This is a genomic window from Halobacteriovorax sp., from assembly GCF_041587335.1.
Taxonomy (GTDB): Bacteria; Bdellovibrionota; Bacteriovoracia; order Bacteriovoracales; family Bacteriovoracaceae; genus Halobacteriovorax.
Map to the genome: position 1 here is coordinate 15,657 of NZ_JBFGYP010000032.1, position 12,867 is coordinate 28,523.

11 protein-coding genes are annotated in these 12,867 nt (G+C 35.4%); 7 read left to right on the forward strand and 4 right to left on the reverse strand.

The window, feature by feature from the left end; translation table 11 throughout:
* Positions 1-39: 39 nt before the first annotated feature.
* The 4 genes from ABX784_RS06970 to cheB are packed head-to-tail and all read left to right on the forward strand — an operon-like array spanning position 40 to position 6,056.
* Positions 40-489: a cache domain-containing protein gene (locus tag ABX784_RS06970; RefSeq protein WP_372654173.1), complete on the forward strand. Its 450-nt coding sequence runs from the start codon at positions 40-42 to the stop codon at positions 487-489.
* Positions 490-523: 34 nt separating this feature from the next.
* On the forward strand, positions 524-2,767 hold the full coding sequence (locus ABX784_RS06975) for a methyl-accepting chemotaxis protein (protein ID WP_372654174.1): 2,244 nt from the start codon (positions 524-526) through the stop codon (positions 2,765-2,767).
* Positions 2,768-2,784: 17 nt separating this feature from the next.
* Complete coding sequence (locus ABX784_RS06980; RefSeq protein ID WP_372654175.1) at positions 2,785-4,647, forward strand: CheR family methyltransferase; 1,863 nt, start codon at positions 2,785-2,787, stop codon at positions 4,645-4,647.
* Positions 4,648-4,649: 2 nt separating this feature from the next.
* Complete coding sequence (gene cheB, locus ABX784_RS06985; protein ID WP_372654177.1) at positions 4,650-6,056, forward strand: chemotaxis-specific protein-glutamate methyltransferase CheB; 1,407 nt, start codon at positions 4,650-4,652, stop codon at positions 6,054-6,056.
* Between the two features lie 7 nt (positions 6,057-6,063).
* Here cheB and ABX784_RS06990 read toward each other — a convergent pair whose 3' ends face one another.
* Together ABX784_RS06990 and folE2 are read right to left on the reverse strand one after the other, a co-directional pair.
* Entirely contained in the window at positions 6,064-7,251 is a 1,188-nt protein-coding gene (locus ABX784_RS06990; protein ID WP_372654178.1) for an endonuclease/exonuclease/phosphatase family protein, read from the reverse strand.
* A gap of 48 nt (positions 7,252-7,299) precedes the next feature.
* Positions 7,300-8,220: a GTP cyclohydrolase FolE2 gene (folE2, locus tag ABX784_RS06995; RefSeq protein ID WP_372654179.1), complete on the reverse strand. Its 921-nt coding sequence runs from the start codon at positions 8,218-8,220 to the stop codon at positions 7,300-7,302.
* A gap of 251 nt (positions 8,221-8,471) precedes the next feature.
* Here folE2 and ABX784_RS07000 point away from each other — a divergent pair, with 251 nt between their 5' ends.
* Positions 8,472-8,687 (forward strand): hypothetical protein, encoded by a 216-nt coding sequence (locus ABX784_RS07000; RefSeq protein WP_372654181.1) that lies wholly within the window; start codon positions 8,472-8,474, stop codon positions 8,685-8,687.
* Here ABX784_RS07000 and cdd read toward each other — a convergent pair.
* Positions 8,684-9,088: a cytidine deaminase gene (cdd, locus tag ABX784_RS07005; RefSeq protein ID WP_372654183.1), complete on the reverse strand. Its 405-nt coding sequence runs from the start codon at positions 9,086-9,088 to the stop codon at positions 8,684-8,686. The two genes, ABX784_RS07000 and cdd, sit on opposite strands and share 4 nt — an antisense overlap.
* Positions 9,089-10,417: a dihydroorotase gene (locus ABX784_RS07010; protein WP_372654185.1), complete on the reverse strand. Its 1,329-nt coding sequence runs from the start codon at positions 10,415-10,417 to the stop codon at positions 9,089-9,091.
* Between the two features lie 102 nt (positions 10,418-10,519).
* On the opposite strand from ABX784_RS07010, the gene cysS reads away from it, so the two are divergent.
* Complete coding sequence (cysS, locus tag ABX784_RS07015; protein WP_372654186.1) at positions 10,520-11,983, forward strand: cysteine--tRNA ligase; 1,464 nt, start codon at positions 10,520-10,522, stop codon at positions 11,981-11,983.
* Positions 11,984-11,989: 6 nt separating this feature from the next.
* Positions 11,990-12,867 (forward strand): DEAD/DEAH box helicase family protein (locus ABX784_RS07020; RefSeq protein WP_372654188.1); only part of this gene is annotated, 878 nt, incomplete at its 3' end.

Below are 12,867 nucleotides of genomic sequence, written 5' to 3' on the forward strand. Positions count from 1 at the left end.
TTAATAATAACCGAAATACTTAATATAAAAGGAGAATTTATGAATATAAAAAAAATGCTCGTTGCGAGCGTATTAGGTGTGTCATGTTTAAATATTAGTGCTGCAGACTGTACTAAGGATCAAGCTAAAGCATCTGTAGAAAAAATGTGTGCTCTTATCGCAGAGAAGGGAAAAGCTGCAATTCCTGAAGTTGCAAAGTATCGCTTCTGTGGATCTAACTATGTTTGGATTCAAGATAAAGATGTAAATATGGTTCTACATCCTATTAAAAGAAGACTTAATGGAAAGTCATTAAAGTCAAACAAAGATGAAAATGGAAAAGTTCTCTTTGTTGAGTTTGATAAAGCTGCGAACGCTAACGCTGAAGGTGGTTGGGTTGATTATGTATGGGCGAAACCTGGTGCAGAAAAAGCAACACCAAAAGTATCCTATATTAAGAAATGTGGTGGTGATACTGGTTGGATCGCTGGCGCAGGAATTTGGAAATAAGTTTAAGAAGAACCTTTAGTAGGGAATGTAGATAGTGAATAAAGTTAAAAGTAAAAAACAGACAAGTTTTCAGTTCAAACTATTATTAACAATAGTTGTGGTTGCATTCGTTTGTATTTCAATTGTCTCAAGTGTTTCCTATTTTAAGTCAAAAGACGCCTTAGAGGTTCAGTCAATAAATCAATTTTCAAGTATGGGAGAGATGATCAAGAATCGTCTCTCCGTGTTTCAAAAACAAACAATGGTTTTCTCAGAGCGGCTAGGAAAGAATAGACTAATAGAAGGGTTATTCTTAGCTTATGAGAGTGCATTTTATGGTGCAAGTTTATTTCCTGGTGAAGATCAAAATATTAATACGAGTCAATACAAAGAAGTTCATAAGCTATATGGAAGTCGAGCAGTCCAACTTGCTGAGGACTACTCATTAGAAAATATTCTACTCGTATCATTAGATGGACAAGTCATAATGTCGGGAAAGGAAGATCTTAAAGGTGACTTTCTTGGACGTAATCTAATCTCAGGTACATACAAAGATTCATCTTTATCTAAATGTTTTCAAGATGCTCTTAGTGATGAGAAGGCCGGTCTACACTTTAGTAAATACGAATATAATCCTGTTACTAACTCTGTTCAGTCATTTTACTGTATTCGACAACTATCAGAGTTCGATCACCTATCAGAGGGGATAAAAAAAGGTGATGATATGGGAGTTGTTGTTTCTCAAATTAACATTGATGAATTGAACTCTATCGTATCTAGCCGCGTTGGAATGGGAGAGACCGGACAAGTATATCTTGTTGGGTTTGATCATCTTTTACGAACAGATTTCTTTGTAAATAAAGAACAATTTAATACTGTGAATTCATTTAAAAATAAAATAGAAGTTAATTCAAAATCAATTGATGCTGCAGTTACTAACAATTCTGGTGCTGAATTTATTATTGATCCAAATGGAAAGAAAGTTCTAAGTTATTACTCAAGCATTGAGATGTTTGGCAATACTTGGGGATTAATTGCTGAAATTCAAGAAGACGAGATGTTTGCTCCAGTTAAGTCAATGATGATATTTGTATCGATTTTGTCGGGTATTGCTTTAATTATAATCATATTTATTGGAGCTTATGTAACAAAGAAGCTCGTTAAGCCAATTGTGGATGCCAATAAAGTTTTAGGAAGCGTTGCTACTGAAGTCTCTAGTAATGCTGATAAGATGAAGTCTAATTCTATTGATCTAAGTGATGGATCTACAAAAATTGCTTCTGCAATTCAAGAAACCGTCTCAACTCTTGATGAGTTGTCATCTATGGTTAGCAGAAATTTAGAAAATGTACAAATGTCTAGTAAGAAGTCTCAGGAATCAAAAGAAGTCGCTGAAAGTGGAAAGGCCTCAGTAACTGATATGATTAATGCAATGACTGAAATTAATAATTCAAATTCAGATATTGTTAATGAAATGGACAATATTAGTCAAAAGATGAACGAGATAATAACCGTTATAAATGAAATAGGTAATAAGACAGATATTATAAATGATATTGTTTTTCAAACAAAGCTTCTCTCATTTAATGCATCTGTAGAGGCTGCTAGAGCAGGTGAGCATGGAAAAGGATTTGCCGTAGTTGCTGAGGAGATTGGCTCCCTCGCTACTGCTAGTGGAAGTGCCGCAACAGAGATAAGTGAAATGCTTGGAGAGAGTGTTAAGAAGGTAGAACTCATTGTTGCTGACTCTAAGTCAAAGCTTGTTTCTCTCTCTAGTATAGGAAAGGAAAAAGTAGATGTTGGTTCTAGAACGGCAAACGAGTGTGAAAAAGTTTTAGATCAAATACTAGTAAACGTTTTGGAAGTTAACGATAAAGTATCTGAAATTACAAATGCTTCTAACGAGCAGGCAATTGGAATTACTGAAGTTTCTAAGGCCATGAGCCAATTGGATGAGATGACTCATCAAACATCACTTATTTCAACTGAAGCTTTAGAGTCCTCTGATGGCCTCAATAATCAAGCTGGGAAGCTTTCAAACGTTGCCTCAAGCCTAAGTAAACTTGTTTCAGGGCAAGGGTCAGGTTCTGTCGAAGAATCTAATTCTAAAGAAATTAATAAGTTTAAGAAAAAAGCTGTAGAACAAGAGAAAGAAGTCGAAATTTCTTTAATATCTAAAGAAGAAAATACCGATAAGTTGAGTGATGTAGTTACTGAATTTGAAAGTACAAAAAAAGAAGCTAGTAAGTCTACAAGTGAACTTCCAAGCCGGGAAGACTCTCGTTTTGAAGACATTTAATCATATGGGATATATCTATGGGCGTTGCAAATAAATTAGTTGAAGACTCTTATGACCTTCTCGTGGAGAAGGTAAGTTCTATCGTTGCTCGAATATCAGGAAATGTTCTTGGTGAAAAGCAAGCTCTGATGGTTCAAACTAGAATCAAGAAAAGAATGAGTGAGTTAGGACTTACAAAAGCGGATCAATATATTCGTTATATTGACTCAAATAGAGAAAAAGAATCTGGTGTATTGGTTTCACTACTTACTACACACCACACTTTCTTTTTTAGAGAGTTTACTCATTTTGAACATTTAAAAGCCCACTTGCCTGAACTTGTTAAAAAGATCCGTGCTCGCGGTGAAAGTACAATCAAGATTTGGTCAGCGGCATGTAGTAGAGGACAAGAGGTATATTCTCTTTCTATGTTTTTAGATTTTTATCTTCCAAAAATAGACTCTACAATGAAGTATAAAATTATGGGAAGTGATATTGATCCTGAATCCGTAAGGATTGCGGCCAATGGTGTTTACCATAGAAGAGAAATAAAATCTGCTCCAATGAACTACCTTGCCAATCACTGGGCAAGAGGAACGGGAGATATCTCTGATTACGTTAAAGCGAAAAAGAGTATTTCAGAGCACTGTGAGTTCAAAGTATATAACTTATTAACGTTTCATAAAGAAATGAGAAATGAAAAGTTTGATATAATTTTTTGTCGTAACGTATTCATCTATTTTAAGACTGAGCAGATTCATGAAATTACAAAAAACTTCTTAAATCATCTACACTCTGACGGGTACTTGTATTCTGGTATCTCTGAATCTCTAAGTGCTTTAAAGTTAGATATTAAAAATTGTGGACCATCAGTATACTGTCATAAAGTTCTTGAGGAAGTGGCACCAGAAGTACTTATTTCTGAAAAACGTACTTCTCCAGCAGCTTCAATTATTGAAACGGTTACATCTGTACCAGAAAGATTAAGAGTGTTCTGTATTGATGACTCTTCCAGTATTTTAACATTACTTAAGAAAGTATTCGCTGAAGGCGATCAGTACGAGGTTGTGGGAACTGCATCCAATGGGATAGAGGCAAGAGATAAGTTAAGTGAGCTTAAGGGGAAGGTCGATGTTGTTACTCTAGATATTCATATGCCAGAAATGGATGGTGTGACATATTTAGAAACTTACTATGAATCATCACACCCTCCTGTTGTTGTTATATCTTCTGCATCTAGAGATGATTCAGATGCTGCGATGAGATGCCTACGAGCTGGAGCTTCTGATTTTATTGAAAAGCCTGCTCTTAATAACCTTTTAGAAAGGGGTGAAGAAATTAGAACGAAGCTTAGAGTTTCGTATATTGATAAGAGTTTAACTAAGCAACACGTGAGCTCGGTAGATAAAGAGTTTGAAAAAGAAATACTAATTCATGATCCTGAGACTAAGTTTAGAGTCCTTGTTTCTTCATTCTCTGATCAGAAGAAAGTGATTAAATTTTTTCATGAGTTACACGGTCCTCAACCTGCAACACTCATGCTTTTTGAAGGACAAGATAATATTCTTGAAGCTTTAAAAGAAGAGATGAGTGATAAAATTAAATATCCTGTTGAGGTTGTAGACAGTATTAGTGATAAATTTGAGCCAGGTAAAGTCTATATAGCTGACTTTAAGAAAGTATTTGAACAAGCGCACAAGCATCATCATGACGCAAAGACATCAGTAATGATCTTTGGACAATGTTCTAAGCATAGTGGAGAGAAGATTCTAAACTGGGGGAATGCACAACTCCTCCTTGAGGACATAGGGGTAAATACATCATTAAGTGAAGTTGCAACAGATGTTGTTCCTGTTACTAGTTTTGCTTATATGTCTTCAGAATACCTAAGTAGGAAGTAACAGTGGAAGATAATTTTTTTTCAGGTTCTTCTCAATCAGAATACTATTTGAAAATTAATTTCGAATGCTTTGTCTGTGTTGAAGATTCCCAAGGGAAGTCTTGTGGAACAATATTAAGTAATTTAGATTTGAAAAAAGGAAGTCTTGAAGACTTCCTTTCTAGGGCCGAAAAAGAACTTAATACACTCAAAAGTATGATGGTTATTAAAGCCGTTGGTAGCGTTAGTTTTCTAAGAGATATTAAAACGAGAATAGAAGAGTTTAAGTTTAGAGATGAAAAATTAGTTCAAAGAGATGATAAGTTTGAAGTTGTATTTTATCCAAATGAAGGAAAACTTAGAGTCACAAAAGAAGAAGCAGTTGTTGAGAATAAAGTTGTAAATGTTCTTGTTGTTGATGATTCAAAAACTATAAGAAACTTATTAACCAAAGTACTTTCTAAATCTGACCGAATAAATGTCGTTGCAACGGCTGAAAAGCCTAGTGATGTAGAAGAGCTTATAAAAGAGTTTAAGCCAGACGTCATAACATTGGACATACATATGCCAGAGATGAATGGTGTTGAGCTACTAAAAATCATTCAACCAAAGTATAAGATTCCGGCCATTATGATTACTTCTGTGAGTATTGAGGAAGGTCCTTTAGTTCTAGATGCTCTTGAGAGTGGTGCATTTGACTATATTCAAAAACCAAAGATCGAGGAACTCTCGATTGTTGGACCATTGATGATTGAAAAAGTACTTGAGGCATCAAAATTTAAAACCAACAGAAGAAGCTCATCCAGCATTGTTAGCAGATCAAATAACCTATTCAATCAAGACTGCTCTGTAGTTATAGGATCTTCAACTGGAGGAACTACAGCACTTAAAGATATTCTTTGTGGGCTACCTTCTGAGATTCCTCCAATGCTCGTCGTCCAACATATTCCAGCGGTCTTTTCAAAGGCCTTCGCAGATCGATTAAATGGACTGTGTCCCTTTACTGTATCTGAAGCGATTGATGGGGAGAGTGTAGAGAGAAATCATGTCTACATAGCTCCTGGTGGACAACAGATGAAGATTAAAACTAAAGGGGATAAAAAGATTATACAAATTACAGATGATGCTCCCGTAAATAGGTTTAAGCCATCTGTTGATTATATGTTTCAATCCTTTGAAGCTGTAGCTTCCAAAGAAAATATTATTGCTGTTATCTTGACTGGTATGGGCAAAGATGGTGCCAAGGGAATTAAGAAATTAAAAGACCTAGGGGCCTTAACGATTGCTCAAAGTGAAGAGAGCTGTGTTGTATTTGGGATGCCAAAAGAGGCCATCTCACTTGGTGGAGCTACAGAGGTTGTACACAAGGAAAATATCGCTGAAAAGCTAGTGGAGTTCTCTCAGAGCTTTAAGAGAATTAAAGCGAGCTAAGAGCTCGCTATTTTACTTCTAGTTTCGCCCAAATAGGGAAGTGATCAGAAGCTTGTTTCGAGTTTAGAAAATCTTTATTAAAGCTAGCAAAGCATGTCTTACCACTGTCCTTTATTGTATAAGATCTTATATTCTCACCTGAAGAAACTTTGTCACAACCTAATTCCTTTCTTTCTTCATTAGGTCTATATACGCCGGATTCTAGGATATTAAAGTGATTACTGACTGTAATGTAGTCTAATTGAAGCTGGAGTCTCTTAGGCGTAAAAGAAGGGCCCTCATTTGATATTGTAAGAGGTTCCTTCATCCAGAATTGTGACTTTTCCTTTAAGCTTCTAAGGACAGCACTTCCTGGGTTAGTTTTATTTGTAAGTTCTGTGTTCCAGTCTCCAATTGCAATATAAGGAGTATCTTTAGGTAGTGGATCTATTTCAATTCCCTCTACTTTAAAGCTTGTTTCTTGAGTTAAGTACCATTCTAAAAATCTAAGTTGATCAGCATTTCTTTCATAGTTTGGTGACTTTTTATTGCCAAAGTGAAAGGCCGGAACAGTGTGAAGTAATATTATATGAAATTTAAAACCATTCTTTTCTGCAAGAATATCTGTGAAGTTTTTATCGAATAACTTAGTACTCTCAGGTAGAGGGGCTCCATTACCATCAGTGTATTTTTTTAAATCTATTGAAGGGTTAAAATCTTTCCACTTAATTGTTTGTATATTCTTAGAGTCTAAAATTTTAATATCACTTTTTATAAGCGCTGCTGTTGAGTACTGACCTGGATAGAGTCCAAAGTTTACAGGATCTGCATACTTTCTTGCTCCTGTGGCCTTAAAACTTTCAACGTAGTTTCCATGTGGATCTCTGCTGGCCTTCATTCCTGTGTTGGCCGGATAAAAAATTGCAGAAAAGTTTTCTAGTCCCAAGCTCTTTGCAAGTAATTTTATATTTTGACCAGTACTTGTAAGGCTTTTATTAGGTATCATTGGGAGATCATATTGAATTTCGTTGACTGAAAAAATATCGAATTCAAATTTAGATACTATCTCTTTAACTGCAGCTAATTGCTTGTTAGATGAATCACGTAATTTTAAAGAATCTAGTTCTTTAATGTTGTAGTGAAAAATATTAATTTTAGTCGTTTCCTTCATACAAGAAGTTAACAAGATAAGGCTTAAGAATAATATTGTTTTCATGATCTTTCCCAAAAAAAAAAGGTCCCAAGTTAGAGACCTTTTTATCATTTATTTTGAGATATACGCAACCGCGTTGTGACTATGAAGAGATTCAAAGTGTTCTACCTTAGCTCTCCAGTCAAGTATTGCTTCTTCCTGATTTAATACAGCACTAATTCTTCTAGAAGAGTGTTCAACGAACATAGGATTCTCACCATTTAATATGGCAAATGCTTGTTCATCTAATCTCTTAACAAGACTTTGTGTTTCTGTAGGAAGTGCAACACGAAGTAATTCAATTAATTGAATTAAAGATAATGGTTTATCCAAATTGAAGTCAACAGTTACTGTGGCATTAGATCTTTGGCTATGAGCTGTTGCAATTCCATTGCCTTCAGTTATTTCACCACTGGCATAACCTTTTTCATATTGTTTTGCCATTGATAGTGAACATGGGCAAGTTGAAGAGTATTCAAAATTTACTGTCATACTCATAATAACTTGACCGTCTCTATTTTCTTTACCTTCAAGAGAGCAGTTGTAATATTGCCATCCCCAGTTGTCAGACTTAAGTGACTTTTGTTTTACAGGATATTTAAAGTTTAATTTTAAAAATGATTCTGGGATTAGATCTTCTGTATCGGTATCACGTAGATCTGTTCTATATCGATGTAAAACTTTCTTAAAGAAGTCGTTATCAATTGCTGTTAACTCAGACTCTTCTTGAAGTATCGCGCAGAATCGGCTCATGTTAACACCATTTTTGTGAGCATCACAAAATACAAACATAGATGCTTCACAGTCATGACTCATGATTGTCCCATCTTCATGTTTAAACTTTAATGGTATTCTAAATCTTTCAATACCAACTTTAGGTATTGCTACTCCAAAGTCATTTGAAAGTTTTTGGAAGTCATTTAAACCCGTAGAGTCTTTAACTTCACAGTCCATAATATCTGAATGGTTACTTCGTAAAGTATGTAAATCCATTGTATTTCCCTTACTTGCAAATTAGGTCAAAAAAATACCTATTTTTTGACGCTTTAGCAAATTATATCAAATTCTTATAAAGAAAAGATTAGACAATTGTAAACTACCATGAAAACAGGGAGTTATTGCATTATGACTCTATATTTTTTACCAATATATTCTAGTAATATTAGTGATTTACTCCAGTTTAAAACTCTCATTATTTAGAACACTTTTCCGATAGATATCAAGTCAAATCAAAAGGAATAGTAATGAGTCTTAGAGAACGCGCATTTGAGCTTGAGCATTTAGAGAAGTATCACGGAGATATTAAAGAGGTGACCAAGACTATGGAAGATTGCCCCAGCTGTGGGAAGAAATTGATTATCACTCATTGGGCCGATTGCACTACTCTAGTTATGGAAGAGTCTGCTCAATGTCTTGAGTGTGACTATGGTAGTCGAAAAGTATTACACTCGATGAATTAACAATCGAGTGTATTAAATGGCATTGGAAGTAAATCACCAAAATGAACCGTCTTCTTCACAGACTCTAAATCACCTAAGTGAATAGGTGTATCTGGTTTTGTAAATTCACTCATTACTTGTAGGCAAAGAGCACATGGTACAGTTACTGGATTTGTATCACAGGCAACAACAACAAATTCAATTTCAACTTTTCCAAGTCTAGCAACCGCTCCAATTATTGAATTTCTCTCAGCACAAATAGTTGCACCATAACTTGCATTTTCAACATTACACCCAGGAAAGAGCTCATCGTGTCCCTTTACTTTGATTGCAGAGCCAACGTGAAACTTTGAGTATGGAGCGTGAGCGTTCTTTCTTGCTTCAAGTGCTACTTTATATGCTTCGTTTACTATATCTTTCATCTAGAACTTCCTTTGATTAATTTTTATCGGGCTTCCAAAGTGAGATGAGTCTACAACTCCATTCTCTACAACAATATTGCCACCAACAATTGTATAATTTATCTTTCCTTTATACTTATATCCATCAAAAGGTGTCCAGCCACATTTTGAGGCCATATCTTCATTCTTAATTTCAACTTCTTCATTCATATCAACAATTGTAATATCTGCATCAAAATCATTTTCTAAGTGACCCTTATTTAACCCATAAAGTTTAGCAGGGTTAAAGCATAAGTACTTTGCGACTTCTTCTAAATTTAAATTTCCCATTTGTACATGGTGCAAGAGAATAGGGAAGATTGTTTGAACTCCTGGCATTCCACTTGGAGAGTTTGGATATCCTTTATCTTTTTCTTCTCTAGTATGAGGGGCATGGTCTGAACCTATAACGTCTACGACTCCTTTTTTTAAGGCGCCCCAAAGTCCTGCCGTATGATCTACCGTTCTTATTGGAGGGTTCATTTGAGCATAGGTTCCAAGCTTATCGTAACAATCAGGTGCTGATAAAGTTAAGTGCTGAGGAGTTACCTCCACCGTACAAAACTCTTTGTTCTCTGCTAGGAAGTCTATTTCATCTTTCGAAGTGATATGGAGAACATGAACTTTTCTGTTACATTCTTTCGCAATTTCTATAACTCTCTTTGTCGAAGTCAGAGCAGTCTCAACATTTCGCCACTCTGGGTGAGCATGTGCTGTTGTGGCCCTATCTCTGATTTCTTTTCTCTGAACTAGCATTTCTTCATTTTCTGAGTGAAGGGCTATAACACCTGTTGTATTTTTAAATATCTCTTCAAGCTTTTCTCTTTTATAAAGTAATAAGTTTCCAGTGGAACTTCCTAAGAAGATCTTTATTCCACAACAACCTTCAATGTCTTTTGCTTTTTTGAGCTCTTCTAGGTTTTCAGCTGTACCACCCATATAAAATCCGAAGTTGGATAGAGACTTGGATTTTGCAATTTCTATCTTTTCTAGAATAGAGGCCTTTGTAGTTGTCGGAGGAGTAGTGTTTGGCATTTCAAGAAATGTCGTAACACCGCCTTGCACTGCTGCAAGTGAACCAGAGGCCAAGTCTTCCTTGTGAGTGAGTCCTGGTTCTCTAAAATGAACCTGAGTGTCAATTAATCCTGGGAATATATGTAACCCTGTAGCATCAATAATTTTAGTCGCAGATTCCTCTGAACTATTATCTAATACTATAATTTTACCGTCTCTAACTCCAAGATCACGCTTCTTTAAGCCTGACTTCAGTACACAAGTACCACCTTTAATAATAAGATCAAATTTTTCCATAGTTCTTAGGTCCCTAATCGTTTAAAATTATATTCTTATAGTACATTGGACTTTTTAAAATAGAAAACGTTGTGCTAAAAAAGAAGCAAATGGAGAAATTAGATGTCACTTAAATTATATAACACTCTGAGTAATAAAAAAGAAGAATTCAAGCCATTAGAAGATGGAAAGGTAAAGCTGTATCTCTGTGGACCAACTGTTTATGATCTTCTTCATATTGGAAACTTTAGAGGGGCCATCACATTCAACCTTGTTCGCAATTGGTTAGAACTGAGTGGATACGATGTAACATTTGTTTATAACTACACTGACGTCGATGATAAAATCATTAAGAAAGCAAATGATGAAGGTGTTGAGCCTACTGTTATTTCAGAAAAGTATATTGCAGAATTCGAAAAGGACTTCAATAGACTAGGTCTTAAAAAGCATACTCATAACCCAAAGGTTACTGAGTATATGGATGAGATCATTGATTATGTAGCAACACTTATAAAGAATGATAAGGCCTATGAAGTTGAAGGAGAAGTGTTCTATGCAATAGATAACTACTCAGACTACGGAAAACTATCAAATAAAAATTTAGAAGATTTAAATGCAGGTCAAAGAGTTGAGGTTGATTCAAGAAAGAGAAATCCTTTTGACTTTGTTCTATGGAAACCTTCTAAAGAGGGTGAACCACATTGGACGTCTCCTTGGGGAGAGGGAAGACCTGGTTGGCATATTGAATGTTCAGCAATGATTAAAGCTATTCTTGGCGATACTATTGATATTCATGGTGGTGGAATTGATTTAATTTTTCCACACCATGAAAATGAAATAGCTCAAGGTGAAGGTTGTAACTGTACTAAGTATTGTAACTACTGGATGCATAACGAGTTTATTAACTTGAAAGACGAAAAAATGTCTAAATCTCTAGGTAATGTTATTACTGGTAGAGCATTTATGGACCAGTACCACCCTGAGATTTTAAAATACCTTATGCTCTCTGCTCATTATAGAAGTAATTTCAATGTAACAGATGAGAAGATACACCAAGTTATTTCAGGACTTAGAAGAGTTTATGAAACATTGGTAACTGTGAATACTGTTATAGAAACTTTTGAGCAAAATGATTCAGGAAAAGTAAATAAGTCATTTGCTGAAGTCCTAAAGCAATCAGATGCAAAGATTAAAAAGTCACTTGATGACGATTTTGGAACAGGTGAAGTTATAGCAACTATTTTTGAAGTTGTTAGAGCATTTAATTCTCTAAATATTCTTAAAAAGAAAAAAGATATCAATTCATGGACTACTGCGAATGCATTTAAAGAATGGATTCTTAAGTACGGAAAAATGATGGCATTATTTCAAGAATCTCCTGTTGAGTTCCTTTCTTCAATTGATGAAATAATGCTTAAAGAAAAGAAACTTGATAAAGATAAAATTCTTGAGCTTGTTAAAATGAGAGAAGAAGCTAGAGAAGCTAAGGACTGGACTAAAGCTGACGAGGCCCGTGATGCTCTTCATGCTATGGGTATAGACTTTCAAGATACTCCTGATGGGGTGAAGTGGAATGTTAAGGTATAGTTGATAGTGACAACCTACTGTAAAGTTGCCGTTAAGTATCCCGGTCCCGAAGGGATACTTACTTATGAGTGCCCTTCTGAGTTTGAACTTAAAAGGGGTGATCTTGTACAAGTTCCACTTGGAAGAAGAAAAGCTGCAGGCTGTGTTATTCAGACTGGCCTACCAAAAGAAGCGGTTCAAAGTGAATTAGATAAGTATAAGCTTAAGCCTGTAGCCTCTAAGGAAATTGATTTATTTTGCTTAAGTGAAAAAGAGCTCAGTCTTTATGAGTGGATGTCTCGCTATTATCATTACAATTTAGGTATGACGATTATTGAATGCCTTCCTAAAATATTAAAGAGACCTAGGAAGGTCGAATTTGTAGAGGGGTCTGGGAAAGACCTTCCTCACACGTTAAACCCTGAACAGCAAATGACTTTTGAGTCTATCAGAGAAAAAATCAGCAACGGTTTTGATAGACACTATATTCATGGTGTAACGGGATCTGGAAAGACTTCCGTCTATTTAAGTCTAATGAAGGAATTACTAAGGTCAGGTAAGTCTGTTCTTTTTTTACTTCCTGAAATAAATTTAACACCGCAGTTTACACATACATTTGCTGAGTATTTAGACTGTAGAGTTTTTCCATATCACAGTGGTGTTAGTGACTCTGAAAAAAATGCTATTTGGAAAGAACTAAAAGAAAGCGAGGGCCCTGTTCTCGTTATGGGTGTTCGCAGTTCAGTATTTCTGCCAATTGAAAACCTAGGTCTTGTCATAGTTGATGAGGAACACGATCAATCATTTAAGCAAAGTGATAGATGTCCATACAATGGAAGAGATGTAGCAATAAAAAAAGCTCAACTGTCCAATTGTCCAATAGTCCTTGGTTCAGCGACTCCCAC